We start from the raw sequence: 25,406 nt of genomic DNA, 5'->3' as shown, positions 1-25,406 counted from the left end.
ACATGCTCCCACTGTCGGACGGCACCACCCGCACGGGCGGCCTTGCGATACACGAGTGTATCCGATACGGTCGCGCATCGGATACAGCGGCGTATCCTGAAATCCGTCTGCACTCTCCCCGGGAGGCCGCTCGTGTCCTCAGCGCTGTACTCGCTCGGCCGCTGGGCGGTCGGGGCGCGCCGGCTCGTCCTCGCCGCGTGGATCGGGATCCTCGTCCTCGCGGGCGCGCTCGCCGGACTCGTCGGCCAGGGTCTCGACGACGAGGTGACCATCCCCGGCACCGAGTCCCAGGCGGCGCTCGACCGCCTCGCTGCGACATTCCCGCAGGTCAGCGGAGCGTCCGCCCAGGTCGTCGTGGTCGCGCCCGACGGCTCGACCATCGAGGACGACGCCGTCCGCGGGCCCGTCGAGGACGCGGTCACCGCCCTCGGCGCGGTCGACGGCGTCGCCGCCGTCACCTCGCCCTACGACGACACCATGACCGCGTCGATCAGCGACGACGACGTCGCGACGCTCATGACCATCCAGCTCGACGAGGGCCAGAGCGAGGTCACGGACGCCACGAAGGACGCGCTCGGCGACGTCGTCGACGACCTCGCCGCGGCCCTGCCCGACGGCGCGCAGGCCGCGCTCGGCGGGCAGCTCTTCAGCACCGAGTTCCCCACGCTCACCGTCACCGAGGCCCTCGGCCTCCTCGTCGCGCTCGTCGTGCTCGTCCTCACCTTCGGCTCGTTCGTCGCCGCCGGGTTGCCGCTCCTCAACGCCGTGGTCGGTGTCGGCGTGAGCATGGGCCTGCTGTTCGCCGCGACCGCCGTCGCGCAGATCAACTCCACGACCCCGATGCTCGCCGTCATGCTCGGCCTCGCCGTCGGCATCGACTACGCGCTGTTCATCGTGTCCCGGCACCGCGACGAGCTCGCCGGCGGTCTGAGCGTCGAGGAAGCCGCCGCCCGCTCCGTCGCGACGGCGGGCTCCGCCGTCATCTTCGCCGGCCTCACCGTGATGATCGCGCTCGTGGGCCTCGGCGTCGCCGGCATCCCGTTCCTCACCGTCATGGGCGTCGCCGCCGCCGTCGGCGTCGGCCTCGCGGTCCTCGTCTCGATCACGCTGCTGCCCGCCATGCTGGGGTTCGCGGGCGAACGGTTGCGCCCCAAGGCTCCGCGTCGCCACCGGGGGCGCGGTCGTCGGCGTGCCGCGGTCCCGGCTCCCGGGTCGGCGACGGCGGGGGAGGAGTCAGCCGCCGCGGACCCGGCCGCGACCACGAACCCGGCCACGGGCACCGTCGAGCACCGCAACCGGTTCTTCGCCGGGTGGGTGCGGACCGTCACGCGGATCCCGCTGCTGACGATCGGGCTGGTCGTCGCGGCGATCGTGCTGCTGACGCTGCCGGCGCGGGACCTGCAGCTCGCGCTGCCCGACGCGGGGACGCTGCCCGAGGACAACCAGGCGCGCGTCACGTACGACCTGGTGTCGGAGCACTTCGGGCCCGGCTTCAACGGGCCGCTCATCGTCACCGGGACGATCGTCACGTCGACGGACCCGGTCGGGCTCATGAACGACCTGGGCGACGAGATCGCGGACCTGCCGGGCGTGGCGGACGTCCCGCTCGCGACACCCAACCTCACGGCGGACACGGGCATCGTGCAGGTCGTCCCGACGGGCGCGCCGGACTCGGAGGAGACCAAGGACCTCGTCACGGAGATCCGCGCGCAGCACGACCACTTCCTCGACGAGTACGGCGTGGACCTCGCGGTCACGGGGTTCACGGCGGTCGGGATCGACGTGTCCGCGAAGCTGGGTGCGGCGCTGCTGCCGTTCGCGTTCGTCGTCGTGGGCCTGTCGCTCGTGCTGCTGACGATGGTGTTCCGGTCGATCGCGGTGCCGATCAAGGCGACGCTCGGCTACCTGTTCTCGGTGGGCGCGGCGTTCGGCGTCGTGACGCTCGTGTTCGAGCACGGGTTCCTCGCCGACGCGCTCCACGTCACGCGGCTCGGCCCGGTCATCTCGTTCATGCCGATCGTGCTGATGGGCGTGCTGTTCGGCCTCGCGATGGACTACGAGGTGTTCCTCGTGGCGCGCATCCGCGAGGACTACGTCCACTCGGGCCAGGCGCGACGGTCGATCTTCACGGGGTTCCAGGCATCGGCCAAGGTCGTGACCGCGGCGGCGATCATCATGTTCGCCGTGTTCGTGGCGTTCGTGCCCGAGGGCGACATGAGCCTCAAACCGATCGCGCTCGGGCTCGCGGTCGGCGTCCTCGTCGACGCGTTCGTCGTGCGCATGACCCTCGTGCCGGCGGTGCTCGCGATGCTCGGCGACAAGGCGTGGTGGATGCCGCGCTGGCTCGACCGGGTGCTGCCGTCGTTCGACGTCGAGGGCGAAGGGCTGTCCAAGGAGCTCGCGCTCGCGGACTGGCCGGAGCCCGGCAGCACGGACGCCGTCGTGGCGCACGACCTCGTGGTCGCCGGGGCGGAAGGCCCCCTCGCGGAACCGGTCACGGTGCGTGTGCCCGACGGCGGGTCGCTCGTCGTGCACGGGACGTCGCCCGCGGCGGTGTCAGGGGTCGTGCTGGCGCTCGCGGGACGGCTCAGGCCGGCCGCCGGCGCGCTCAAGGTGACGGGCCTCGTCCTGCCGGAGCGCGCGCTGAGCGTGCGCCGCCGGGTCGCGCTCGTCGACCTCGCGGCCGACGTCGCGGCGCTGCCGGGCGACGCGCCCGCGCCCGCCGCGCACCGCGTGCCGGCGGCGGCGAGCGTCGCGGCGCTGCTGCGCGAGGACCCGCGGCTGCTCGCCGTGGTCGGGACGGACGCCGTCACGTCCCCCGCCGAGCGCGCCGCGCTGTCCGCGGTGCTCGCCCGGGCGGCCGCGCGCGGCACGGCGGTCGTCCTCGGCGCTGTCGGACCCGCGCCGACCGATCTCGCCCCACCGGGGACGCACGTGCTCGACCTGCACGCCCCCGACCCCGCCCGCACGGTGCCGGCCCCGACCGACCTGGCGTCCGTCGTCGGCCCGCGCACCGAGGAGGTGCCCGCATGAGCGTCTTCCCGCCCGACACGGCACAGGCCGACCCGACCACTCCGGACGCACCGTCGCCCGCCGGCGCCAGGACCCGGCTCGACGCGCGACGCCTCTGGACCGTCGTCGCCGCCGTCGTGCTGCCCCTCGCGGTGCTGGGCCTGCTGCTGTGGGCGCTGTGGAACCCGCAAGAACGGCTCGACACGGTGCAGGCGGCGATCGTCAACCTCGACGAGCCCGTCGAGGTCGACGGCCAGACCGTCCCGCTGGGACGTCAGCTCACGGCCGGGCTCGTGAGCGGGGGTGCCGCCTCGACGGACACCGGACCGGTCGCCGTGCAGCCCGACCCCGGCACGACGAACTACGACTGGGTCATCACCGACGCCGACGACGCCGCGTCCGGGCTCGCCGACGGCACCTACTCGGCCGTCGTGACGATCCCGGAGGACTTCTCCGCGGCGGCCACGTCGTTCAGCGGCGACGCGTCCGACGCGACCCAGGCCACGCTGACCGTCGAGACGGCGCCCGGCGGGCGGGTCGTGGACGAGGCGCTCGCGCGCATCGTCACGACCACGGCGACCTCCGTGCTCGGCACGACGCTCACCGAGAACTACGTGGACGGCGTGCTCGTCGGCTTCACGACCCTGAACGAGCAGCTCGGCGAGGCCGCGGACGGCGCCGACCAGCTCGCCGACGGCGCGTCCCAGGCGAGCGACGGGGCGACGCAGCTCGCGTCCGGCGCGGGCGAGCTCGCGACCGGGGCCGGGGCGCTCGCGTCCGGGGTCGGCGAGCTCGGCTCGGGTGCGGACCAGCTCGCGTCCGGCGCGGGCGACCTCGCGACCGGGGCGCAGGGCGTCGCCACCGGGTCGCGGCAGGTCGCGGACGGCGTCGCGCAGTCCGCGTCCGGCGCGGGCTCGCTCGCGTCCGGCGCCCAGGGTCTGGCCGACGGCGTCGCGGGCGTCTCGGGTGGCGCGTCCGACCTGGCGAGCGGGCTCGGCACGCTCGACGCCTCGATCTCGGCCGTCCCCCTCCCCGGCGGAGGGTCCACGTCGCTCCCGGCGCTCGGGACCCGGCTCGCGACGGGGTCACGAGACGTCGCCGGCGGCCTCGCGCAGGTCGTCGCCGGGATCGAGCAGCAGAAGGTCCAGGCGGGGTGCGCGGCCGACCCGACGTCGCCCGCCTGCGTGGCGCTCGACCAGCAGCTCGCCGCACTGCGGCCGCTCGCGGTCGGCGCGGCCGAGGTCGCGGCGGGCAACGCCGCCCTGGCCGGGGCGCCGTCGGGCGCGGACGGGCCCACCGGGCTCTACGCCCTCGCGGCCGGGGTCGACCAGGCCGCGCAGGGCGCGGACCGGCTCGCGAGCGGTGCGGCGCAGACCGCCACGGGCGCGACGGGCGTCGCCGGGGGAGCGCGCGACCTCTCGACGGGGCTCGGGCGGCTGGCGACCGGCGCCGACCAGGTGGCCGACGGCGCCGCGCAGCTCGCGGGTGGGGCGGGCGACCTCTCGACGGGGGCGGACGGGCTCGCCACGGGGGTCGGGGCGCTCGGGACGGGGGCCGACCAGCTCGCGACCGGGACCCAGGACCTGGCGACGGGCGCGGGCGACCTCGCGGGCGGCGTCGGGCAGCTCGCGGACGGGACGACCGAGCTGGCCCAGGGACTCGGCGACGCGACGGAGCAGATTCCCACCTACACGGACGCCGAGCGCGAGAACCTCTCCGCGGTCGTCGCGGACCCGGTGGCCGCTCCGGGTGTCGACGACCTCGGCACCGGGTCGACCGGCCCGCTGTTCGCCGTCCTCGCCCTGTGGCTCGGTGCGCTCGCGATCTTCGTCGCGTTCCCGCCCGTACCCGCGAAGCTCATCGGGTCCACGCGGACCGCGGGGCGGCTCGCACTGGCCGCGCTGGCGCTGCCGGCGGGGATCGCCGCCGCGACCGGCCTCGTGGTCGGCGGCGTCCTCGCCGCGGTCGAGGGGGCGAGCATGGGCGGCTGGATCGGTCTGCTCGCGGTCGGGGCGCTCGCGTCGGTGGTCTTCGTCGCGCTCAACCAGGCGCTCGCCGCGCTCCTCGGGAACGTGGGGCGGGCCATCAGCCTGCTCGTCGCGGTGCTGCTCGTCGCGACGGGAATCGTCGCGACCGTCCCGGCCGCGCTCACGGGCCTGCGCGACGTCCTGCCCGTGGGCTCGGCGCTCCGCGTGCTCACGTCGATCATCGACCCGGGGGCGGCCGGAGGGGCGGGCGACGCCGTCGCGCTCGTGCTGTGGGGCCTCGCGTCGGTGGCGGTGACGACCCTCGTCGTCGCCCGCCGCCGGTCGGTCCGGGTGGAGCAGCTGCTCCGGGCCTGACCGCCCGCTGTGCGCCGAGAAGTGCGTATCCGCCCCGGGTGCTTGCCATCTTGGGGCGGATACGCACCTTTCGGCGTGGCGCGGTGCGGGTGTGGGCGGCTGCCGTCAGACTCGCTCGGCAGGACGCGGACGGCGGGAGCCGTCCGTCGGGCGAGGGGACGGTGCACCGATGGACCAGCAGAAGGCACGGGAGATCAAGTCGCAGCTCGCGGACTACGCGCGCGAGCTCGCGGAGCGGTCGGGTCTGTCGGGCCGATCGGACTCGGCGATCGAGGCGCGTGACGTGCCCGACGCCGCGGAGGTCGTGCGCGCGCCCACCCTCGCGATCGGCCTCGCCCCGCACGACGACGGCGGGTACGCCATCGCGGTCCGGTACCGTCTGGGCGTGCCGACCGCGCGCAGCATCGCGCGGAAGGTCGCCTCGGAGGCGGGGGACACGGTCGACGTGCGACGCACGGGCCGGATCCGCCCGCTCGTCGGCGCAGGTCGGGATGGTGGTGGCGTGAGCGGGCCAGGCCTGCGGCCTCCGGTCGTCACGGCCTACGCGACCGGCGAGACCGGCCGGGTGCGACCGCTGCGCCCGGGCGTCTCGATCGCGAACGTGGACGTCACCGCCGGGACGCTCGGCGCGTTCGTGCGCATCGCCGAGCCGCCCGTGGCGGGCGCGGATGCCACGTCGGTCTACGCGCTCTCGAACTGGCACGTGCTCGCGGGTTCGCCCTCCGCCCGGGTCGGGGACGTCGTCGTGCAGCCCGGTCCCGCCGACGGTGGCAGCGCGCCCGACGACCGTGTCGGGGCCCTCGCCGCGCTCGTCCCGCTGGAGGCCGGCGTCACGCAGACCGTCGACGCCGCCGTCGCGCTCCTCGACGACCCGACCGTGGACCCGGAGTACCCCGTCGGTCGCATCACGGAGACGGCCGTCGCGCTGGGTGGCGAGGCGGTCGGCAAGTCCGGCAGGACCACCGGGGTCACGGCGGGCCGCGTCACGGCCATCGAGCTCGACGACGTCGTGGTGGGGTACGGCGACGGCCTCGGCGCGCTGCGGTTCGACGACCAGATCGAGGTCGAGTCGACGGGCGACGGGCCGTTCTCCCGCGGCGGCGACTCGGGGTCGCTCGTGTACCGGGAGGACGGCGTCGCGCTCGGGCTGCTGTTCGCGGGGTCGGAGACGGGCGGTGCGAACGGCACCGGGCTCACGTACTGCAACCCGATCGGGACCGTGCTGGAGCGGCTCGGCGCGACGCTGCTCGGCTGACGGCGCCCGGCAAGGACTCCTGGCCCTGCCGCGAACGCCCCGACGGGCGCACAATGAGGTCGGGAGGTGGTTCGCCGTGGCGACCCTCGAACGAGCCCGCGAGGCCAAGGCTGCGCTCCGCGACGAGCTGGCGGGCCTCGACGGCGTGACCGGCGTCGGGATCGCGCGCGCCGACGTGTCGGGCGCGCCCGTGCGCGGTCTGCGGGCGCAGGAGGCCGTCGACGACTGGCTGCTGCGCGTCAACGTCACCTCTGACGAGGTCGACGTCCCCGAGACCGTCGACGGCGTCGAGGTCGAGGTGCGCGTCGTCGGCCAGGTGAGCGCCTCGCGCGCGTGAGCCGCACGCACGGGGCGTGCCCGGCACCGCACCAGCAGGTGCAGCACCGGGCACGGGAGGTCCGGACCGGCTGCGGTCAGACGCCGGCGAGCTCCACGGTCGGCGTCGTCGAGATGGTGGTCGTCGGGTCCGGGCTCGTGGCCCGGCTGGAGAACGACCGCAGCCGCAGGCTGTTGCCCACGACGAAGACGCTGGAGAACGCCATCGCGGCGCCCGCGAGCATGGGGTTGAGCAGGCCGAGCGCGGCGAGCGGGATCGCGGCGACGTTGTAGGCGAAGGCCCAGAACAGGTTCACCCTGATGGTGCCGAGCGTCCGCCGCGCGAGGCGGATCGCGTCGGCCGCGGAGCGCAGGTCGCCCCGCACGAGCGTGATGTCGGCGGCCTCGATCGCGACGTCCGTGCCCGTCCCCATGGCCAGCCCCAGGTCCGCCTGGGCGAGGGCCGCGGCGTCGTTCACGCCGTCGCCGACCATCGCGACGACCTTGCCCTCGGCCTGGAGCCGGGACACGACGTCGACCTTGTCCCGGGGCATGACCTCGGCGATCACCTCGTCGATGCCGACCTCGGCCGCGATCCGGCGCGCGACGGTCGCGTTGTCCCCGGTGAGGAGCACCGGGGTGAGGCCGAGCGCGCGGAGCCGGCGGATCGCCTCGGCGCTCGTGGGCTTGACCGCGTCGGCCACCACGAGGATCCCGCGGGCGCGCCCGTCCCAGCCGACGACGACGGCCGTGCCGCCCTGCTCCTCGGCGCGCGCCTTGGCGTCGGCGAGCTCGCGCGGGAGGTGCTGCGCCCACTCGGCGAGGAGCGACTCGCGGCCGACGAGGACGGCGTGCCCGTCCACGACACCCTGCACGCCCTTGCCCTCGACGTTGCTGAACTCCGCGGGCACCGGGAGCGGGCCCACCTCCTGCGTGGCGCCCCGGGCGATCGCCCGGGCGACCGGGTGCTCGGACGCGTCCTCGAGCGCCCCGGCGAGACGCAGGAGCTCGGCGCGGTCGACCCCGGTGCCGGTGACGACGTCGGTCAGCGTCATGACGCCCGTCGTCACGGTCCCGGTCTTGTCGAGCACGACGGTGTCCACGGTCCGGGTGGACTCCAGCACCTCGGGTCCCTTGATGAGGACGCCCATCTGCGCACCGCGCCCCGTCCCGACGAGCAGCGCCGTCGGGGTGGCGAGGCCGAGGGCGCACGGGCACGCGATGATGAGCACCGCGACGGCGGCGGTGAAGGCCGCGGAGGCGGGCGCACCCGCTCCGAGCCAGGCGCCCAGGGTGCCGACGGCGATCGCGATGGCGATCGGGACGAAGACCGCGGAGACGCGGTCGGCGAGCCGCTGGACCTGGGCCTTGCCGGACTGGGCGTCCTCGACGAGCCGGGCCATCTGTGCGAGCTGCGTGTCGCCGCCGACGCGCGTGGCGCGCACGACGAGCCGCCCGCCCGCGTTGACGGTCGCGCCCGTCACGGCGTCGCCCTCGCCCACCTCGACGGGCACGGACTCGCCCGTGAGCATCGAGGCGTCGACGGCGGAGGTGCCCGCGACGACCGTGCCGTCCGTGGCGATCTTCTCGCCGGGGCGCACGACGAACTCGTCGCCCACCGCGAGCTCCGAGATCGGGATGCGGGTCTCGGCGCCGTCGCGCAGCACCGCCACGTCCTTGGCGCCGAGCTCGAGCAGAGCCCGCAGCGCGGCGCCGGCCTGCCGCTTGGACCGCTTCTCGAAGTAGCGGCCGGCGAGGATGAAGGTCGTGACCCCGGCCGCGACCTCCAGGTAGATGTTCCCGGCGCCGTCGGTGGGCGCGACGGACAGTGTGAACGGGTGCGTCATGCCCGGCTCGCCCGCGGTGCCGAGGAACAGCGCGTAGAGGGACCACAGGAACGCGGCGCCGGTCCCCACGGAGATGAGGGTGTCCATCGTCGCCGCGCCGTGGCGCAGGTTGGTCCACGCGGCGCGGTGGAAGGGCCAGGCCGCCCACACCACGACGGGCGCGGCGAGCGCGAGGCTGGCCCACTGCCAGTACGTGAACTGGAGCGCGGGGACCATCGCCATCGCGACGACCGGCACGGAGAGCACCACGGCCCCGACGAGGCGCTGCCGCAGCGCCGTGAGCTCGGGCTCGGCGTCGTCCGCCTCGTCCGCTGCCGGGACGTCGGGGTCCTCGACGCGCGGGAGCTGGGCGGTGTACCCGGTCTTCTCGACCTCGGCGATGAGCGTGGCGGCGTCGACGCCGTCCGGGACGGTGACCTTCGCCCTCTCCGTCGCGTAGTTCACGGTCGCGGTGACGCCCTCGAGCCTGTTGAGCTTCTTCTCGATCCGCATGGCGCACGAGGCGCACGTCATCCCGCCGATCTCGAGCTCGACGAACGTCCCCGGTGACGGGGCGGCCGGTGCCGTCATGAGGTCCTCCTTCCGGCCCGGCAGCGCGCTGCCGGGGGTGCGGGCGTGGTCAGTGGTCGTGCGTCGCCGGGTCGTGACCGGCGGCGGGGGCGTCGTCCGACGCGGGGGCAGGAGCGCCGTCGGCCGTCGCCTCGACGACGAACGCCGCGGTGCGCACCTGGCCCTCCACCTGGAAGTCGAGGTACAGCAGGTAGCGGCCCGGCGTGGGCGCCTCGACGCCGAACGACACGGTCGGGCCGGAGACCTGGCCCGCCTCCGGCTCGTCGCCCTCAGGGTGTGCGTGCAGGTAGGCGAGGTCGCCGTCGCGCAGCGCGACGAGGTGCCCGTAGGCGCCGAGGTAGGGCTCGAGCGTCGTGACGGGCCGGCCGTCGCGCGTGATCTCGACGGTCAGCCGGGAGGCCGTCCCGGCCACGAGCTGCCCGTCGAGCGCGACGTCGTACCCGTCGACCGACGCCGTGGTGGAGACCTCGGCGTCGCGGACCGGGTCGAGCCCGCCCGCGACGTCGACCGTGCGGGTCAGGGTGACGGCGTCGCCCGCGCTGGGCGCGGCGTCCGCGTAGACGCGGTAGGTCCCGGCGGCGTCCCAGGCCCAGGGCAGCGACCAGCGCCCGTCCGCGTCCATCGCGGGGTGGACGTGCCGGAAGTGCGCGCCGTCGGAGCGCACGACGATGAGGTGCAGGCGCTGCTCGTGCGCGACGTCGAACTCCGTGACGGGTTCCCCGGAGGGGCCGGTGACGGTGAACGCCAGCTCTCCGGCCTCGCCCACCGCCCCCGGTGCCTCGATCTCGCCGAGCGTGTAGCCGTCCTGCTCCAGGGACAGTCCGCGCGTCGTGGCCGCTCCTCTCGTGCTCTCCGGCTCGGGGTCACCGGCCGGTGTGCGCTGCTCCTCGGCGGCATGCTCCGGGGCGTGCGAGGCGGCAGGGTCCGGCACGGCGTCCTCCGGGACGACGGCCCCGGCGATCGCGGCGGAGGCGACGAACACGACGCCGAGCCCTGCGGCGTACAGCCCGATGCGGGCGGGGGCTCTCATGGGACCCGCACCGCCTGGTACCCGGCCTCGTCGACCGCGGCCACGACCGCGGAGTCGTCGAGGGGCTGGTCGGCCGTGACGACGAGCCGACCGGTGGTGGCGCTGACGTCGATCGCGGTGACGCCGGGCACCTGCTCGACCTCCTCGCGCACCGACGTCTCGCAGTGCCCGCACGTCATGCCGGTCACCTGGTACTCGATCTCGACGATGCTCATCGCGCTCCTCCTCGTCCCGGATACCCCGGCGGGGTATCGAACGATGGCGAATATACCCACCAGGGGTATGAGGGTCAAGGGTCGGAGGTCGCGCGACAATGGGGAGCGTGACCACCGATCGACTTCCCCGCGTCCGCGCGTCCGAGCTGGTCGGCCGCGGCTGGCTCAACACCGGCGGCCGGGACGTGACCCTCGCCGACCTGCGCGGAAAGGTCGTGGTGCTCGACTTCTGGACCTTCTGCTGCGTCAACTGCCTGCACGTCCTCGACGAGCTGCGCGAGCTCGAGGAGGCGCACCGCGACGTGCTGGTCATCGTGGGCGTGCACTCGCCCAAGTTCGAGCACGAGGCGGACCCGGCGGCGCTCGCGGCCGCGGTCGAGCGCTACGAGGTGCACCACCCCGTCGTGGACGACCCCGAGCTCGTCACGTGGTCCGCGTACGCCGCGCGCGCCTGGCCGACGCTCGTCGTCATCGACCCCGAGGGCTACGTCGTCGCGCAGATGGCGGGGGAGGGCCACGCGTCCGCGATCGCCGCCCTCGTCGAGGAGCTCGTCGCGGAGCACGACGCGAAGGGCACGCTGCACCGGGGCGACGGCCCGTACGTGCCGCCCGCGCCGTCGTCGGGCACGCTGCGCTTCCCCGCGAAGGCGATCGAGCTGCCCGGCGGCAACCTCCTCGTCGCGGACGCGGGGCACCACTCGCTCGCCGAGCTGCTGCCCGACGGCGAGACGCTCGTCCGGCGCATCGGGTCCGGCGAGCGCGGCCTCGCCGACGGCGGCCCCGACGACGCGCGGTTCGCCGAGCCCAACGGGCTGTGCCTCGTCCCGGTCGAGCTGCGGTCGTGGCTCGAGTACGACGTCGTCGTCGCGGACACGGCCAACCACGTCCTGCGCGGCGTGCGCCTCGCCGACGGGCACGTGACGACCATCGCGGGCACGGGTGAGCAGTTCATGGTCGGCGGGGTCGAGAACGTCGTGCTGCGGGAGGGCCGACGGGGCGCCGACGTCACAGGCCACGGTCCGGCCGAGGCGGGCGGGCAGTACGCGCCGCTCGACGTGCGCCTCTCGTCACCCTGGGACGTGGCCTGGTCGCAGGACCTCGCGGCGTTCGTCGTCGCGATGGCGGGCAACCACACGCTGTGGGCGTTCGACGGCGAGCAGGGCTCGATGATTCACCTCGCCGGGACGATGAACGAGGGCCTGGAGGACGGGCCGGGCGTCTCCGCGTGGTTCGCGCAGCCGTCCGGGCTGGCCGTCGGTGCGGACCGGGCGATCTGGGTCGCGGACTCGGAGACGTCGGCGCTGCGTCGCGTGACCACGGTGCCCGGCGGGGGCGTCGAGGTCCGGACCGCCGTGGGCCAGGGACTGTTCGACTTCGGCCACCGCGACGGCCCGGCCGAGCAGGCGCTGATGCAGCACCCGCTCGGCGTCGCGACGCTGCCGGACGGGAGCGTCGTGGTCGCCGACACCTACGACGGCGCGCTGCGCCGGTTCGCGCCCGCGGCCGGTGATGCCGGGAGCGTCGGCGACGACACCTCCGGGACCCGCCTCGCCGGCGAGGTCACGACCCTGGCGACCGGTCTCGCGGAGCCGAGCGGCGTCGTCGTGCAGGTGGGCGAGGGGCCGGACGGTGAGCCGCAGGTCCACCTCCTGGTGGTCGAGTCCGCGGCGCACCGGCTCACGCGCGTCGCGCTGCCTGCCTCGCTCGCGGGCGAGGTGCTCGACGGCGGCGCGCACCGCACGCAGCGCCCCATCACCGACATCGAGGCCGGGCCGCTGTGGCTCGACGTCCCGTTCGTCCCGGCGCCGGGGCAGAAGCTCGACGACCGGTTCGGCCCGTCGACGGAGCTGCGGGTGAGCGCGACGCCGCCCGAGCTGCTGCTGTCCGGGGACGGGACGGGCGTCGAGCTCGGACGCGACCTCGTCATCAACCCCGAGGTCCGCGAGGGCGTGCTGCACGTGACCGCGCGGGCGGCGTCGTGCGACGTCGTCCCGCTCGGCCCCGACGGCGAGCCCGACCCCGACGTCTTCCCGGCGTGCCATCTGGCGCAGCAGGACTGGGGCGTGCCGGTCCGCGTGGTGGACCGTGGCGAGCCGTGCGACGTCCCGTCCCTCACGCTCCCGCTCCGAGGCTGACCGCCGACCGAGGTGCGCCGAGCCCGGGCTCGGCGCTCCGGATCCGGCCGAACCCGGGGATATCGGTGGGTTCGGCCCCGGGCTGGCCGACAACCCCGGGTTCGGCACCGGGCGTCAGCCCCAGGTGAGCAGCTCCTCGCCGTGGGCGGCCCACGCACCGACCTCGGCGAGCGAGGTCACGTCGTCGGGCGCCGCCTCGAGCGCGACGACCGGGCACACCGCCGACCGGCCGCCGGCGCGCACGGCCTTCGGGTCCCAGGTGACGAGCACCGTGCCGCGCTGGACGTGGTCGCCCTGTGCGACGTGCGTCGTGAAGCCCTCGCCGCCGAGCTGGACGGTGTTGATGCCGAGGTGGACGAGGACGGCGCGGCCGTCGTCGTGCTGGACGACGAACGCGTGCGGGTGCAGCTTGACGACCGTGCCCGTGATGGGCGCGACGGCCTCGCCGCCCTGCGCGTCGTCGGGCTCGACGGCGAGACCCGGCCCGACGAGGCCCGCCGAGAAGACGGGGTCGTCGACGTCGGAGACGTCGATCACCGTGCCCGTGACGGGCACGAGCACCGTGAGCGGCGCGGCCATCAGCGCAGGTCCTCGATGTCGGAGGCGATGTTGTCGGCCTCGGGGCCGACGATGACCTGGATCGCGGCGCCCGACCGCACCACGGCGATCGCCCCGGCGGCGGTCAGGGTCGCGTCGTCGACGAGCGCCGGGTCCTCGACCTCGACGCGCAGGCGCGTGATGCACGCCTCCAGGTCGACGACGTTCGCGTCGCCGCCGAGGCCTCGGAGAATCTGCTCTGCCTTGCTCACGGGTGCTCCTCGTGGTTCCGGGTCCGGCCGGGGCCGGGTCAGGTGTCCCGGCCGGCTGCCGTGCCGGTCGGGGTGCGCGGGGCGCGCGGGGTCGGGACGCCGTCGCCAGGGGTGGTGCGACGACGGTGGTGCTGCGGTCGTGGCGAGTCCTCACATGAGGTCGGCGAGGTCGGACGCGATCGTGTCGACCTGCGGGCCGACGACGACCTGGACGACCCGGCCGTTGACCATGACGCCGAACGCTCCGGCGCGCCGCAGGAGCGCGGCGTCGACGAGCGCGGGGTCCTTGACGAGCGATCTCAGCCGTGTGGTGCACGGGTCGATCTCGTCGATGTTCGCCACCCCGCCGAGCCCGGCGAGGATCGTCGCGGCGCGCTCTGCGTCGGACTGTGTCATCGGTCGTTCCCTTCGGTCGCCCGGGCCGGCACTGGCACGGGGTCGAGGTGGTCGGTGGGCGTCGGGTCGGGGGTGCTCGCCGCGTCGGTCGCGGTGGTGCGCGGCACGAGCGTCGGGCGCGCTTCGCGCAGCGGGACGAACACGCTGTACCGGTCGCCGCGGTAGCTCGACCGGGAGTACATGAGCGGCGCGTCGCCGGCGAACGTGCGGCGCACGGTGCGCATGACCGCCCGCGACGCGCGCAGCCCGAGGAGCTTCTGCTCCTGGACGGTCGCGTCGGACGCCGTGATGGTGTCCTCGCCCCACGTGGGGGCCAGGCCGCGCTCGCGCAGGGCGCCGTAGAGGCTCTCGGGGACGCCGTCGTCGAGCAGGTCGGGCGCGAGGTCGACGGGGATCCACGCCTCCTCGACGCTCATGGGCGACCCGTCGGCGGAGCGCAGGCGCACCACGTGGTGCATAGGGTCGCCCGTCGCGCGCCCGAGCGACTCGGCGACCGACGCCGGGGCGGGCGCCGTGCCGATCTCGAGCACGTCGGTGCCCGGCTCCATGCCGCGGCGCCGCGCCTCCTCGCCGAACGTCGTGAGGCGCATCTCGAAGTCCGCGCGCGGCGGGGCGACGAACGTCCCGCGGCCCTGCGCACGCTCGAGGACGCCCTCGGTCACGAGCGCGTCGATCGCCTGGCGCACGGTCATGCGCGAGACGCCGAACTTCTCGGTGAGGCTGCGCTCGGACGGCACCGCGTCGCCGACCGAGAGCTCGCTCGCCACGAGGTCGGCGAGGTAGGCGCGCACCGTGAGGTACTTGTGCTCGCTCGCCTGCGATCGTGACCTGCTCATCGTCGTGCCGCGTCCTCGTCCTCGTCCTGGTCCTTCGTCCGCGTCCGCGCCCTGTCCGGGCGGACGGCCCTGCGTCGGTGCCTCGATCTCCACGGGTGCATTGTCCGCCTTCCGACCTGCGGCGACGCGGGTCGTGGACCTGTCCGTGTGTCCCGGGTCACCTCCGGGGGTTGACACATCATGAGGTCTAGACCACTCTTCCTGCAAGTGGTCCAGACAACCTGGACCGGGTGTTCGGGGACGACGACCCCAGGTCTTCTCGTCGTGCCCCGGGACCGGCAACGACGCCCTGCACGACGTCGCGCCACAGCCGCCGCTCGACGCATCCCGGCCTGCGCCCCAGGCCCACCCAGGAGGAGAACGACACATGACCACCGTCGCCGAACCGACGAGGACGAAGAAGGGGGTGCCCGGCTTCGCGCAGCTCCAGCGCGTCGGGCGCTCCCTCATGCTGCCCATCGCGTCCCTCCCCGCCGCCGCGCTGCTGCTGCGCCTGGGCCAGCCCGACATGCTCGGCGCCGACGGCGTGGCCGGCACCTTCGCCTGGATGCAGCCCGTCGCTGACGTGCTCGGGGCGGCCGGCAACGCGCTGTTCGCCAACCTGCCGATCATCTTCGCCCTCGGCGTCGCGGTCGGGTACGCGAAGAAGTCCGACGGGACGACGGGCCTCGCGGCCCTCATCGGCTACCTCGTCTTCAAGGGCGTCAGCGACTCGCTCTCGCCCTACGTGCTCGGCAAGCCCGCCGAGGGGGACGCGCAGGAGCTCATCAACTACGGCGTGCTCGGTGGCATCGTCATCGGTCTGACGGCCGCGCTGCTCTACCAGAAGTACTACCGGATCAAGCTGCCCCCGTACCTCGCGTTCTTCGGCGGGCGACGCTTCGTCCCCATCATCACCGCGGGTGTGTCGGTCCTCATCGCCGTGGTCGGCGCCCTGATCTACCCGGCCTTCGACTGGCTGATCAACGACCAGATCGGCGGGTTCGTCACGGGCTCGACCATCTTGGGCGCGTTCATCTTCGGCACTCTCAACCGCCTGCTCGTGCCGATCGGGCTGCACCACCTGCTCAACTCGCTGCCGTGGTTCCAGTTCGGTGAGTACACCTCGCCCGACGGCACGGTCGCGCAGGGAGACATCTTCCGCTTCCTGGCGGGCGACCCCACCGCCGGAACGTTCCTCACCGGCTTCTTCCCCATCATGATGTTCGCCCTCCCGGCGGCGGCGCTCGCGATCGTCCACACCGCCAAGCCGGCCCAGCGCAAGGTCGTCGCGGGCATCATGGGCTCCGCCGCGCTCGTCTCGTTCGTCACGGGCGTCACCGAGCCGCTCGAGTTCGCGTTCGTGTTCGTGGCCTACCCGCTGTACGTCATCCACGCGGTCCTCACGGGGACGTCGCTCGCCCTGGTCAACGCTCTCGGCATCCGCGACGGCTTCGGGTTCTCGGCGGGCGCGATCGACTATCTGCTGAACTTCCGGATCGCGGAGATGCCGCTCCTGCTCATCCCGATCGGGCTCGGGTACGCGGCGATCTACTACTTCCTCTTCCGCTTCGTCATCACGCGCTGGAACCTGCGGACCCCCGGCCGTGAGGACGACACGGACGGTGCTGTCGAGGCGGCGGGAGCCGCGGGTGCGGCCGACGCCCCGGTGGTCGTCGACCCGCCGGCGTCCGACGTCCCGGCGACCGGGCGCGGCGAAAGCGCCGCCGCCGGGACCGAGGCCGACGTCCCGAGCCGCACCGGCTCGGGCGGCGGAGGCACGGCGTGACCGTCGCCGACGACGTGACGCGCGCACCGGCGCGGGTCTCCGACCCGGGGCTGACCGGCGTGCCGGTCAGCCCCGGGCGGGGGGCGGGGACGGTCGTGCGGATGCCCGACCCGGTCCCCGAGCCCGACCCCGCCCCGCTCGCCGCGGACAGCACGGACGCCGACGTGGACCTCGCGGTGACGCAGGTCCTCGCGGCGGTGACGACCGTCCAGGAGGACCTCACGGCGCGCGCCGCGCGGGCCGAGGGCACCGCGGCGGAGGTGCTGGGCGTGACCGCCGCGATGGCGGCGGACCCCGCCCTGGCGCGCGACGCGGTCGGGCGCGTACGCGAGCAGCGCTCCACCCCGGCACGTGCCGTGTGGGATGCGGCGGGCGTCGTCGTCGGGCAGCTCGAGGCGCTGGGCGGGCTCATGGCCGAGCGGGCGCGCGACGTGCGCGACGTGCGCGACCGGATCGTCGCGACGCTGCTCGGCCTGCCCGCACCGGGCGTGCCCGACCCCGGGCACGCGTTCGTGCTCGTCGCCGACGACCTCGCCCCCGCGGACACCGCGCAGCTCGACCCCGAGCGCGTCCTCGCGGTCGTGACGCGGGGCGGCGGGCCGACGTCGCACACCGCGATCCTCGCGCGCGCCCTCGGCATCCCGGCCGTCGTGGCGGTCGAGGACGCGCTGACGCTGCACGACGGCGAGACGGTGCTCGTGGACGGCGGGCTCGGCACGGTCGAGCGGGGCCCGTCCGCGGACGACGTGGCCGCCGTCGTCGCCGCGCGGGGCGCCCGGGGCGAGCGCCGCCGCCTCGACGGGGAGGGGCGGACGGCGGACGGCCGTCGCGTCGAGCTCCTCGCCAACGTCGCGAACGGGGAGGACGCGCGGGCCGCCGCGGACGCGGGGGCGGAGGGCGTGGGGCTCTTCCGCACCGAGGTGTGCTTCCTGGGCCGCACGGTCGAGCCGACGATCGACGAGCAGGTCGCGGCCTACCGCGAGGTGCTCGCGGCGTTCCCCGGCCGCAAGGTCGTGGTCCGCACGCTCGACGCGGGCGCGGACAAGCCGCTCCCGTTCGTCACGCCCGAGGCCGAGCCCAACCCGGCTCTCGGCGTGCGCGGGCTGCGCACCGCGCGGCGCCACCCCGAGGTGCTCGACCGCCAGCTCACGGCGATCGCGCGCGCGGCGGCGGCGGAGTCGGCCGACGTGTGGGTCATGGCGCCGATGATCGCGACGCCGGACGAGGCGGAGTCGTTCGTCGCGCTGTGCGCCGACCACGGGCTCGGCACCGCGGGCGTCATGATCGAGGTGCCCGCAGCGGCCCTCGGGGCGCGCTGGGTGCTCGCCAAGGCGTCGTTCGCGAGCATCGGCACGAACGACCTCACGCAGTACACGATGGCGGCCGACCGCGAGGTCTCCGACCTCGCGCGGCTCTCGACGGCGTGGCAGCCGACGGTCCTCGCGCTCGTCGGGGCGACGGGCTCGGGCGCGGCGCTCAACGGGCGCCCGCTCGGCGTGTGCGGCGAGGCCGCGGCCGACCCGGTGCTCGCGCCGGTGCTCGTGGGACTCGGCGTGACGTCGCTGTCCATGACGCCGCGCGCGCTCGCCGACGTCGCGGCGGTGCTGGCCGCGACGACGTCGGAGCAGTGCGAGGAGCTCGCGTTCCTCGCGCTCCAGCAGCCCACGCCCGACGCCGCTCGCGCGGCCGTGCGGGCCCGACTCCCGATCCTGGCGGAGCTGGGCCTCTGACCCGCGCTCGACCTCGCTCCCGAACGCGCGGGCACCATATGCAACCTGAGGGTTGCGCATATCCGTTCGCCGGTCTAGCATGATGTGCAACCAATTGATTGCACCAAAAAGACGGACGGCAGAGCGGCGATGGTGGACATCTTGCACAGGGCGGGCGTCGAGGGGTCGACGCCGGAGGCGGTGTACCGGGCGCTGACGACGGTCGACGGCCTTGCCGGCTGGTGGACCGAGGACACGACGGGGGGCGAGGAGGTCGGGGATGTCCTCGCGTTCCGGTTCCCGCCGATCGGCGGGTTCGACATGGAGGTCGTCGAGCTGCGGCCGTCGGAACGGGTCGTGTGGCGCGTCGTCGACGGGCCTCAGGAGTGGATCGGCACCACCGTCGAGTGGGACCTGCGCCAGGACGGCGACTGGACGATCGTGCTGTTCGGTCACCGCGGCTGGGCCGAGCCGGTGGAGTTCATGCACCACTGCAGCACCAAGTGGGCGTCGTACCTCCTGAGCCTCAAGGCGCTCACGGAGACGGGCGCCGGCGCGCCCGCGCCGCGCGACGTGCAGATCAGCGACTGGCACTGAGTGACGGGCCCGCCGTGCTCAGGCGACCTCGGTCTGCTCCAGGAAGGTCGCGAGCGCGGCGATCGCCGCGCTCGCGTCGTCGCCGTCGGCGTCGGTCGAGAGCACGACCTCGTCCCCGGCGGCCACGCCCAGCGTCATGACGCTGAGGATGCTCGCCGCTTCCACGGGGTCTCCGCCCGGCTTGGCGATGCGGACGGGCGTGGGCTGGGCGGCGGCCGCCTTGACGAACAGGGCGGCGGGGCGGGCGTGAAGGCCTTCGGTGATCGCGACGACGACGGCACGGTCCATGGTTGTTCCTCCGGCAGACAGGTGGTCTGGACCAGTGCATCCTAGGGGATCGGCGCCCACAAGGCGAGGGTCCGAGGGCCTCCGGTCCGCGCGCCGTCGACCAGCTCCCGCCGCCGCAGGCGTCAGGCGTCGCGCGTCGTGCGCACGCCGTCGCGCCGGTCGAGCGTCGAGCGTGCCGCCGCGAGCCGCGCGATCGGGACGCGGTACGGCGAGCACGACACGTAGTCCAGGCCGATCTCGTCGAACAGCGCGACGGACGCCGGGTCGCCGCCGTGCTCGCCGCACACCCCGGCGTGCAGCCCCGGTCGGACGCGACGCCCGCGCTCGAGGCCGACGTGCACGAGCTCGCCGACCCCGTCACGGTCGATCGTCGCGAACGGGTTCGTGCCCACGACCCCCGCCTCGAGGTACGCGGTGAGGAACGACCCCTCCGCGTCGTCGCGCGAGATGCCGAGCGTCGTCTGCGTGAGGTCGTTCGTGCCGAACGAGAAGAACTCCGCGTGCTCGGCGATGCGGTCCGCGACGAGCGCCGCGCGCGGCAGCTCGATCATCGTCCCGACGGCGTACGGCAGCGGAACCTCCGCGCCCGCGAGCTCCTCGGCCATCGTCGCGTCGACGACCTCGCGCATGCGGCGCAGCTCCTCCGAGAACCCGACGAGCGGCACCATGATCTCCACGCGCGGGTCGTGCCCGGCCGCGCGCGCGGCGAGCGCGGCGCGCGCGATCGCCCGCACCTGCATCGCGGCGATCTGGGGGTGCAGCAGCGCGAGCCGCACGCCGCGCGTGCCGAGCATGGGGTTCATCTCGCTCAGCCGGCGCACCTGCGCGAGGAGGCGGCGCGCCCGGGCGAGCCGCGCCGTCGTCTCCCCGCCACCGGCCGCGGCGGCCCAGCCCTCGAAGACGGCGTCCGTCCCGTGCAGCGGTGCGCCGGCGTCGCCGACCTCGTCCTCGAGCCGTTGCACGAGGAGCGACTGCTCGACGAGGTCGGGCAGGAACTCGTGCAGCGGCGGGTCGAGCAGCCGGATCGTCACGGGCAGCCCGGACATCGCGGCGAAGATCTCCTCGAAGTCGGCCTGCTGCATGGGCAGCAGGCGGTCGAGCGCGGCGCCGCGCGCGGCGTCGGTCTCGGCGAGGATCATCTCGCGCACGACGGGGAGCCGGTCGGGCGCCATGAACATGTGCTCGGTGCGGCACAGGCCGATGCCCTCGGCGCCGAGCTCGCGTGCCTTCGCCGCGTCCTCGCCCGTGTCGGCGTTGGCCCGCACCCCGAGGCGCCGCACGTCGTCGGCCCAGCCGAGCACGGCGCGGAAGTCGTCCGTGACCTGGGGCGGCACCAGCGGCAGCGCGCCTGCGTAGACGTCGCCGGTCGTGCCGTCGAGCGTGATCGTGTCACCCTCGGTGAGCACGTGGTCCCCGACGAGGACGCGGCGCCCCTCGACGTCGATCCGCAGCTCGCCCGCGCCCGCGACGCACGGCTTGCCCATGCCGCGCGCCACGACGGCCGCGTGCGACGTCATGCCGCCGTGCGCGGTGAGCACGCCCTGCGCGGCGATGACGCCCGCGATGTCGTCCGGGTTCGTCTCCCAGCGCACGAGCACGACCGCCTCGCCGGCCTTGCCGCGCTCGGCCGCGGTCTCGGCGTCGAGCACCACGCGCCCGACGGCGGCCCCCGGCGACGCGTTGAGGCCGCGCGTGAGCGGGGTCGCGCCGTGACTGGGGTCGAGCGCCGGGTGCAGGAGCTGGTCGAGCTGCGCCGGGTCCAGGCGCCGCAGGGCGGTGTCCCGGTCGATGACGCCCTCGTCGACGAGCTCGCGGGCGACGCGCAGCGCGGCCTGCGCGGTGCGCTTCCCGGTGCGGGTCTGGAGGAGGTAGAGCGTGCCGTCGTCCACCGTGAACTCGATGTCCTGCAGGTCGCCGTAGTGCTGCTCGAGCCGGTCCATGGTCGCGCGCAGCTCGCGGAACGCGTCGGGCAGCACGGTCTCCATCTCCGCGAGGGGGCGCGGCGTGCGGATGCCGGCGACGACGTCCTCGCCCTGCGCGTCCACGAGGAACTCCCCGTAGAGCTCCTTCGCGCCCGTCGCGGGGTTGCGCGTGAAGCACACCCCGGTCGCGGACGTCGCGCCCTTGTTGCCGAACACCATCCGCATGACGTTCACGGCCGTGCCGAGGTCGTCGGGGATGCCGTTCGCCCTCCGGTAGACGGCCGCGCGGGGGTTGCCCCACGACGCGAACACCGCGTCGACCGACCGCCGGAGCTGCTCGCGCGGGTCCGACGGCAGATCCTCGCCCGTGTGCTGCCGGGCCACCCCGCGGAACGTCGCGACGAGCCCGCGCAGGTCGTCCGCGTCGAGATCGGTGTCCTGCGCGACGCCGCGGCGCGCCTTGAGCGCGTCGAGCTCGTCGGCGAACGCGTGCCCGGGCACGCCCTCGACCACCTCGCCGTACATCTGCACGAACCGCCGGTAGGAGTCCCACGCGAAGCGCGCGTTGCCGGACTCGGCCGCGAGCCCCTCGACCGAGTCGTCCGAGATCCCGAGGTTGAGGATCGTGTCCATCATCCCGGGCATGGAGAACACGGCGCCCGAGCGCACCGACACGAGCAGCGGGCGCTCGCGCGCGCCGAGCCGGCGTCCCGTGCGCTCCTCGAGCGCGTCGAGGTGCGCGACGACCTCGTCCCACAGTCCGTCCGGCCACGCCCCGTCGCGCTCCATGGCCGCGACGCACGCCGCCGTCGTCACGGTGAAGCCGTCCGGCACGGGCACGCCGATGCGGCGCATCTCCGCGACCCCCGCGCCCTTGCCGCCCAGCAGGGCGCGCATGTCCGCGCGGCCCTCCGCGAGGTCGTAGACGTACCGGTCGCTCATGGCTGCTCCTCGTGGTCGGCGGCGGTGGCCGCGCGGGGTCCTGCCCGACGGCGGTCCGCCGGTCGGGTCTGCGGGGTCGCCCGGGCGAGGTCGTCGCCCGGGGGTCGGTCCGCGCCGTCGGGTGCGAGGGAACGACGACGCGCGGTCACCAGCTCGACGACCCGCCCCGCGGCCTCCTCCAGCGCGAGCGTCGTGGTGTCGAGGACGGGGCAGCCGAGGCGCCGCTGGAGGCGCGCGACCTCGTCGAGCTCGTCGTGGATGCGCGCGAGGTCGGCGTACCCGCCGAGCGCCGTGCCCCGCCGGCTCCCGAGGCCGGCGGCACCCATCGCGTGCACGCGGCGCTGCCGGATCTCGAGCAGCCGCTCGGGGTCGATGGTCAGGCCCACGACCTTCCAGCGCTCCGCCTCGAACAGCTCCCGCGGCGGTGCGACGCCCGGGACGAGCGGGATGTTCGCGGTGGGGTAGCCGAGGTAGCCGAGGTACATCGACAGCGGGGTCTTGCCCGTCCGCGACGCCCCGACGAGCACGACCTGCGCCTCGTCGAGACCGTCGGTGAGGTGGCCGTCGTCGTTCGCGACCGCGAACTCCATCGCGTGGATGCGGTCGAAGTAGTCCGCGGCGAGCCCGACCGGCTGCACGACGCGCGCCGGCTGCGCCCCCGTGCGCGCGGTGAACGCGTCGAGCGCGGGGGCCAGCAGGTCGGCGCACGGGACGTCGAGCGCTGCGCACGCGTCGAGCACGCGCGTCCGCAGCGCGTCGTCGACGACGGTGCAGAACACCACGGCCGCGGCGGGGTCGGCGCGGAGCTGCGCGACGACGTCGTCCACGCCCTGCGGGCTGTGCAGCCGCGGGTGCCGCACGACCCGGACCTGCTGCCCGGGGAACTGCGCCTGCGTGGCGCGCGCGACGCGGGTCCCGGTGTCTCCCGTCGAGTCCGCGACCACGTGGATGTCGATGACGCGCGCCGTCGCCGCCATGACCCCAGGCTAGGGCGCCCCACCGGTTCTCCCCAGCCGAGCGCCCGCTGGGTGTGGGACACAGCCGACGGGTCTAGGGTGACCGGCATGTCCGACGCACCGACGCCGAGCGCGGCGTCCCCCGAGGCGTCCCCAGCCCCCGGGGAGGCGCAGCGCATCCACGTCACGCTCTCGACGGCCAGCGTCTACCCGCGCAAGGCCCCGTACGCCTTCGAGGCGGCGGCCGACCTCGGGTACGACGGCGTCGAGGTCATGGTGTGGTCCGACGAGACGACCCAGGACGCCGCGGCGCTCCGGCGGCTCTCCGCCGCGCACGACGTCCCCGTCCGCAGCATCCACGCGCCCACGCTCCTCGTGAGCCAGCGCGTGTGGGGGCGCGCGCCCGGGCCCAAGCTCCGGCGCACGGTCGAGCTCGCGCAGGACGTCGGGGCGGGCACCGTCGTCGTGCACCCGCCGTTCCGGTGGCAGTACCGGTACGCGCGCGAGTTCGAGGACCTCGTCGGCGAGCTCGACGAGACCGAGGGCGTGACCATCGCGGTCGAGAACATGTACCCCTGGCGCAGCCGCAAGCGCGAGATGCAGGCCTACCTGCCGGGCTGGGACCCGTCGGAGCACGGCTACGAGCACGTGACGCTCGACCTGTCGCACGCCGCCGTCGCGCAGCAGGACGCGCTCGCGCTGCTCGACGTGTTCGACGGGCGCCTCGCGCACGTGCACCTCGCCGACGGGTCGTCGTCGATCACGGACGAGCACCTCGTCCCGGGCCGGGGCGACCAGCCGTGCGACAAGGTGCTCACCGAGCTCGTGCAGCGCGACTGGTCCGGCGACGTGGTCGTCGAGATCTCGACGCGCCGCGCCCGGACCGCGGCCGAGCGCCGCGAGGACCTCGCGGCCTCCCTGTTCTTCGCGCGCACCTACCTCACGCCCGGGCCGCACCCGGGCTACGAGCCGCCGCCCGGGCACCCGCACCGCCACGCCGACGCCTGGGGCGAGGAGGACGCGCGGGACGGCGCGGTGGACCGGAGCGCCGCCGAGACCGCCGGGGCGGACTGACCCTCGTGCTGACGTAGGCTCGGCGATCGTGGCTCGCGTCAACGGTCTCCTCGCCGACACGACGCCGCTGCGCACCTCCCCGCCGTTCCGTCGGCTGTGGTGGGGCCTGGGGATCTCGAACCTCGGCTCGCAGCTCACCGTCGTCGCCGTCGGCCTCCAGGTCTACGCGCTCACGGGATCGTCGCTCGCGGTCGGCGTGCTCGGGCTCTGCGCCCTCGTGCCCCTCGTCGTGCTCGGGCTCTACGGCGGCGCCCTCGTCGACGCGTACGACCGGCGCAAGGTCGCGCTCGCGGCATCGACCGCCCTGTGGGTCGTCACCGCGCTCATCGCGGTCCAGGCGTGGCTGCACCTGAACTCGGTGGGCGTGCTCTACGCGCTCGTCGCCGCGCAGTCCGCGGCGTTCGCCATCAACAACCCGGCGCGGTCGGCGATCATCCCGCGCCTCGTCGAGCCCCGTCTCCTGCCCGCGGCCAACGCGCTCCAGACGATCGCGTGGAACGTCGCGCTCACCGTCGGCCCGCTGGGCGGCGCGTTCCTCGTCGCGCTGTGGGGCTACCAGCTCGCGTACACGATCGACGCCGTGCTCTTCACGGCCGCCCTGTGGGCGGTGTGGCGGCTGCCCGACATCCCGCCCCTCACCGGCGACGACACCCCGCAGGCCGCGCCCGCGGGGCGGCGACGCCGGATCGTGGGCTGGCGCTCCGTCGTCGACGGCCTGCGGTACCTCGCGACCCAGCCCAACGTCCGCACGACCTTCCTCGTCGACCTCGCCGCGATGGTGCTCGCGTCGCCGCGCGTGCTGCTGCCCGCCGCGGGCGTCGTGTTCCTCGGCGGCGGCGAGGCGACCACGGGCGTCCTCACCGCGGCGTTCGCGGTCGGCGCCGTGCTGGCCGGGGTGTTCTCCGGCGGGCTGTCGCGCGTGCGCTGGCAGGGCCGCGTCATCGTCTGGGCGGTCACCGCGTACGGGCTGTCGATCGTGCTGTTCGGGCTCGTGCTGGTCGGGGTCGGGGCGACGACGCCGACGACGGTCCTCGTGGGCGGCGTGGTCGCGGCGAGCGTCGCGCTGGCGCTCGCGGGCGCGTCCGACGCGGTGAGCGCCGTGTTCCGCCAGACCATCCTCCAGACCGCGACGCCCGACGACATGCGCGGCCGCCTCCAGGGCGTGTTCATCGTCGTCGTCGCGGGCGGCCCGCGCCTCGGCGAGCTCGTGCTCGGCGCCCAGGCGACGTGGGTCGGCGAGGCGTGGGCCGCCGTCGCCGGGGGCGTGGCGTGCGTCGTCGTGCTGTGGCTCGTCCTGCGGTCGCAACGGAAGTTCTGGCGCTACGACGCCCTCCACCCCGAGCCCTGAGGGCCGCCGTCCCCGAGACAGCGCCCGTCCAGTGATGCGT

20 protein-coding genes are annotated in these 25,406 nt (G+C 75.0%); 10 read left to right on the top strand and 10 right to left on the bottom strand.

Translation table 11 applies throughout. The features are described from left to right. Positions 1 to 132: 132 nt before the first annotated feature. From CCE02nite_RS12095 to CCE02nite_RS12080, 4 genes are all read left to right on the top strand, one after another. A complete protein-coding gene (locus CCE02nite_RS12095; RefSeq protein WP_141389883.1) occupies positions 133 to 3,033 on the top strand; it encodes an MMPL family transporter in 2,901 nt (966 codons plus the stop codon). Further along, the gene (locus CCE02nite_RS12090) at positions 3,030 to 5,354 is read left to right on the top strand and encodes a YhgE/Pip domain-containing protein (protein ID WP_141389882.1); all 2,325 of its coding nucleotides are present in this window, start codon (positions 3,030 to 3,032) and stop codon (positions 5,352 to 5,354) included. The genes CCE02nite_RS12095 and CCE02nite_RS12090 overlap by 4 nt, the downstream gene beginning before the upstream one ends. Positions 5,355 to 5,523: 169 nt before the next feature. Continuing rightward, positions 5,524 to 6,609, top strand: coding sequence for a chymotrypsin family serine protease (locus tag CCE02nite_RS12085; RefSeq protein WP_141389881.1), 1,086 nt, complete (start codon positions 5,524 to 5,526; stop codon positions 6,607 to 6,609). 76 nt (positions 6,610 to 6,685) lie between these two features. Beyond that, positions 6,686 to 6,946 carry a hypothetical protein gene (locus CCE02nite_RS12080; RefSeq protein WP_141389880.1) on the top strand — a complete coding sequence of 87 codons (261 nt, stop codon included), beginning with the start codon at positions 6,686 to 6,688 and terminating at the stop codon, positions 6,944 to 6,946. Between the two features lie 76 nt (positions 6,947 to 7,022). Here CCE02nite_RS12080 and CCE02nite_RS12075 read toward each other — a convergent pair whose 3' ends face one another. Genes CCE02nite_RS12075 through CCE02nite_RS12065 form a run of 3 tightly spaced genes read right to left on the bottom strand, consistent with a single transcriptional unit; the run spans position 7,023 to position 10,586 of the window. Then, the gene (locus CCE02nite_RS12075) at positions 7,023 to 9,341 is read right to left on the bottom strand and encodes a heavy metal translocating P-type ATPase (protein WP_141389879.1); all 2,319 of its coding nucleotides are present in this window, start codon (positions 9,339 to 9,341) and stop codon (positions 7,023 to 7,025) included. A 49-nt stretch (positions 9,342 to 9,390) separates the two neighbouring features. Next, entirely contained in the window at positions 9,391 to 10,371 is a 981-nt protein-coding gene (locus CCE02nite_RS12070) for a DUF8832 domain-containing protein (RefSeq protein WP_141389878.1), read from the bottom strand. After that, a complete protein-coding gene (locus CCE02nite_RS12065) occupies positions 10,368 to 10,586 on the bottom strand; it encodes a heavy-metal-associated domain-containing protein (RefSeq protein ID WP_141389877.1) in 219 nt (72 codons plus the stop codon). The genes CCE02nite_RS12070 and CCE02nite_RS12065 overlap by 4 nt, the downstream gene beginning before the upstream one ends. Positions 10,587 to 10,684: 98 nt before the next feature. Between CCE02nite_RS12065 and CCE02nite_RS12060 the strand changes: the two genes are divergently transcribed. Further along, positions 10,685 to 12,721 (top strand): NHL domain-containing thioredoxin family protein, encoded by a 2,037-nt coding sequence (locus CCE02nite_RS12060; RefSeq protein WP_141389876.1) that lies wholly within the window; start codon positions 10,685 to 10,687, stop codon positions 12,719 to 12,721. A gap of 114 nt (positions 12,722 to 12,835) precedes the next feature. Here the strand turns inward: CCE02nite_RS12060 and CCE02nite_RS12055 are convergent, their stop codons facing one another. The 4 genes from CCE02nite_RS12055 to CCE02nite_RS12040 all read right to left on the bottom strand — a co-directional run bounded on the left by CCE02nite_RS12055 (position 12,836) and on the right by CCE02nite_RS12040 (position 14,762). Continuing rightward, positions 12,836 to 13,300, bottom strand: coding sequence for a PTS sugar transporter subunit IIA (locus CCE02nite_RS12055; RefSeq protein WP_141389875.1), 465 nt, complete (start codon positions 13,298 to 13,300; stop codon positions 12,836 to 12,838). Continuing rightward, positions 13,300 to 13,530 carry a PTS sugar transporter subunit IIB gene (locus tag CCE02nite_RS12050; protein ID WP_053369276.1) on the bottom strand — a complete coding sequence of 77 codons (231 nt, stop codon included), beginning with the start codon at positions 13,528 to 13,530 and terminating at the stop codon, positions 13,300 to 13,302. Before CCE02nite_RS12050 ends, CCE02nite_RS12055 begins: the two co-directional genes overlap by 1 nt. Before the next feature lie 150 nt (positions 13,531 to 13,680). After that, positions 13,681 to 13,926 (bottom strand): PTS sugar transporter subunit IIB, encoded by a 246-nt coding sequence (locus CCE02nite_RS12045; RefSeq protein ID WP_024839826.1) that lies wholly within the window; start codon positions 13,924 to 13,926, stop codon positions 13,681 to 13,683. Beyond that, positions 13,923 to 14,762, bottom strand: coding sequence for a GntR family transcriptional regulator (locus tag CCE02nite_RS12040; protein WP_141389874.1), 840 nt, complete (start codon positions 14,760 to 14,762; stop codon positions 13,923 to 13,925). Before CCE02nite_RS12040 ends, CCE02nite_RS12045 begins: the two co-directional genes overlap by 4 nt. Before the next feature lie 367 nt (positions 14,763 to 15,129). Between CCE02nite_RS12040 and CCE02nite_RS12035 the strand changes: the two genes are divergently transcribed. From CCE02nite_RS12035 to CCE02nite_RS12025, 3 genes are all read left to right on the top strand, one after another. Further along, complete coding sequence (locus CCE02nite_RS12035; protein ID WP_141389873.1) at positions 15,130 to 16,530, top strand: PTS transporter subunit EIIC; 1,401 nt, start codon at positions 15,130 to 15,132, stop codon at positions 16,528 to 16,530. Further along, positions 16,527 to 18,260: a phosphoenolpyruvate--protein phosphotransferase gene (gene ptsP, locus CCE02nite_RS12030; protein ID WP_255318829.1), complete on the top strand. Its 1,734-nt coding sequence runs from the start codon at positions 16,527 to 16,529 to the stop codon at positions 18,258 to 18,260. Before CCE02nite_RS12035 ends, ptsP begins: the two co-directional genes overlap by 4 nt. Positions 18,261 to 18,389: 129 nt before the next feature. Next, the gene (locus CCE02nite_RS12025) at positions 18,390 to 18,836 is read left to right on the top strand and encodes an SRPBCC family protein (RefSeq protein ID WP_141389872.1); all 447 of its coding nucleotides are present in this window, start codon (positions 18,390 to 18,392) and stop codon (positions 18,834 to 18,836) included. 18 nt (positions 18,837 to 18,854) lie between these two features. Here the strand turns inward: CCE02nite_RS12025 and CCE02nite_RS12020 are convergent, their stop codons facing one another. The 3 genes from CCE02nite_RS12020 to CCE02nite_RS12010 all read right to left on the bottom strand — a co-directional run bounded on the left by CCE02nite_RS12020 (position 18,855) and on the right by CCE02nite_RS12010 (position 22,965). Further along, on the bottom strand, positions 18,855 to 19,124 hold the full coding sequence (locus CCE02nite_RS12020) for an HPr family phosphocarrier protein (RefSeq protein WP_141389871.1): 270 nt from the start codon (positions 19,122 to 19,124) through the stop codon (positions 18,855 to 18,857). A 122-nt stretch (positions 19,125 to 19,246) separates the two neighbouring features. Beyond that, positions 19,247 to 21,988, bottom strand: coding sequence for a pyruvate, phosphate dikinase (gene ppdK, locus CCE02nite_RS12015; protein ID WP_141389870.1), 2,742 nt, complete (start codon positions 21,986 to 21,988; stop codon positions 19,247 to 19,249). Then, positions 21,985 to 22,965, bottom strand: a complete 981-nt coding sequence (locus CCE02nite_RS12010; protein ID WP_141389869.1) for a pyruvate, water dikinase regulatory protein — start codon at positions 22,963 to 22,965, stop codon at positions 21,985 to 21,987. Before CCE02nite_RS12010 ends, ppdK begins: the two co-directional genes overlap by 4 nt. An 87-nt stretch (positions 22,966 to 23,052) precedes the next feature. Between CCE02nite_RS12010 and CCE02nite_RS12005 the strand changes: the two genes are divergently transcribed. Both CCE02nite_RS12005 and CCE02nite_RS12000 read left to right on the top strand, forming a co-directional pair. Then, on the top strand, positions 23,053 to 24,018 hold the full coding sequence (locus CCE02nite_RS12005) for a sugar phosphate isomerase/epimerase family protein (RefSeq protein WP_141389868.1): 966 nt from the start codon (positions 23,053 to 23,055) through the stop codon (positions 24,016 to 24,018). Positions 24,019 to 24,046: 28 nt separating this feature from the next. Beyond that, positions 24,047 to 25,366 (top strand): MFS transporter, encoded by a 1,320-nt coding sequence (locus tag CCE02nite_RS12000; RefSeq protein ID WP_141389867.1) that lies wholly within the window; start codon positions 24,047 to 24,049, stop codon positions 25,364 to 25,366. Positions 25,367 to 25,406: the final 40 nt, after the last annotated feature.

The organism is Cellulosimicrobium cellulans (assembly GCF_006539945.1).
Classification (GTDB): Bacteria; Actinomycetota; Actinomycetes; order Actinomycetales; family Cellulomonadaceae; genus Cellulosimicrobium; species Cellulosimicrobium cellulans.
The sequence above is the reverse complement of the archived record's forward strand: the minus strand, read 5'-3'. Positions and strand labels throughout refer to the sequence as shown.

Excerpts from the sequence above, each read along its gene's own strand:
- CCE02nite_RS12085 (WP_141389881.1), top strand. The coding sequence starts at position 5,524 with ATGGACCAGCAGAAGGCACGGGAGATCAAGTCGCAGCTCGCGGACTAC.
- CCE02nite_RS12045 (WP_024839826.1), bottom strand. The coding sequence starts at position 13,926 with ATGACACAGTCCGACGCAGAGCGCGCCGCGACGATCCTCGCCGGGCTC.
- CCE02nite_RS12070 (WP_141389878.1), bottom strand. The coding sequence starts at position 10,371 with ATGAGAGCCCCCGCCCGCATCGGGCTGTACGCCGCAGGGCTCGGCGTC.
- CCE02nite_RS12040 (WP_141389874.1), bottom strand. The coding sequence starts at position 14,762 with ATGAGCAGGTCACGATCGCAGGCGAGCGAGCACAAGTACCTCACGGTG.
- CCE02nite_RS12065 (WP_141389877.1), bottom strand. The coding sequence starts at position 10,586 with ATGAGCATCGTCGAGATCGAGTACCAGGTGACCGGCATGACGTGCGGG.
- CCE02nite_RS12035 (WP_141389873.1), top strand. The coding sequence starts at position 15,130 with ATGACCACCGTCGCCGAACCGACGAGGACGAAGAAGGGGGTGCCCGGC.
- CCE02nite_RS12060 (WP_141389876.1), top strand. The coding sequence starts at position 10,685 with ATGGGGAGCGTGACCACCGATCGACTTCCCCGCGTCCGCGCGTCCGAG.
- CCE02nite_RS12075 (WP_141389879.1), bottom strand. The coding sequence starts at position 9,341 with ATGACGGCACCGGCCGCCCCGTCACCGGGGACGTTCGTCGAGCTCGAG.
- CCE02nite_RS12090 (WP_141389882.1), top strand. The coding sequence starts at position 3,030 with ATGAGCGTCTTCCCGCCCGACACGGCACAGGCCGACCCGACCACTCCG.
- CCE02nite_RS12010 (WP_141389869.1), bottom strand. The coding sequence starts at position 22,965 with ATGGCGGCGACGGCGCGCGTCATCGACATCCACGTGGTCGCGGACTCG.
- CCE02nite_RS12055 (WP_141389875.1), bottom strand. The coding sequence starts at position 13,300 with ATGGCCGCGCCGCTCACGGTGCTCGTGCCCGTCACGGGCACGGTGATC.
- CCE02nite_RS12025 (WP_141389872.1), top strand. The coding sequence starts at position 18,390 with ATGGTGGACATCTTGCACAGGGCGGGCGTCGAGGGGTCGACGCCGGAG.
- CCE02nite_RS12005 (WP_141389868.1), top strand. The coding sequence starts at position 23,053 with ATGTCCGACGCACCGACGCCGAGCGCGGCGTCCCCCGAGGCGTCCCCA.
- ppdK (WP_141389870.1), bottom strand. The coding sequence starts at position 21,988 with ATGAGCGACCGGTACGTCTACGACCTCGCGGAGGGCCGCGCGGACATG.
- CCE02nite_RS12020 (WP_141389871.1), bottom strand. The coding sequence starts at position 19,124 with ATGGACCGTGCCGTCGTCGTCGCGATCACCGAAGGCCTTCACGCCCGC.